We start from the raw sequence: 605 nt of genomic DNA, 5'->3' as shown, positions 1-605 counted from the left end.
CAAACAGCACGCAGGGAGTCGGATAGCTGCATAGTACCAGAGAAACCGATGTAATGTCGGCGGAGGGAAGGCGGCTACATGTTACTGATCTTGGTAGAGACACATTTACAGCACACAGAGGCGGAGGACAAATGGAAACGAAACTAGCAAGAATAGCAGAGGTTGCAAAAGCAAAACCCAAAGAACGGTTCACATCCTTAGCTCACCTGCTGAATAAGCAACTGCTTAGAGATAGTCACTTAAAGCTACCAGCTGACAAAGCGACGGGAGTCGATAAAGTCACGAAGGCTGCGTATGAAGAGCAGCTTGAGGAGAATCTGGACGATCTCATAGCCAGAATGAAACGTAATGCGTATAAACCTCAGGCATCTCGAAGGACATACATCCCAAAAGATGAGAAAAGCAAGCGCCCACTAGGTATCCCCTCGTACGAGGATAAGATCGTGCAGTACGGAATAAACCAGATACTGCAAGTGATTTACGAGCAGGATTTTAGGGAATGCTCGTTTGGATTTCGACCTGGAAGAAGCCAACATGATGCCATAAGAGCACTCGACCAAATCATTATGAAAGAACCCATACGGTATGTGGTAGACGCAGATATT

At 46.4% G+C, this 605-nt stretch carries 1 pseudogene; it reads left to right on the top strand.

The features are described from left to right. Positions 1-131: 131 nt before the first annotated feature. Positions 132-605, top strand: a pseudogene (locus AC3WRW_RS33070) (group II intron reverse transcriptase/maturase); the annotation flags it as partial.

This window comes from Paenibacillus sp. FW126-R14 (assembly GCF_058789495.1).
The sequence above is the reverse complement of the archived record's forward strand: the minus strand, read 5'-3'. Positions and strand labels throughout refer to the sequence as shown.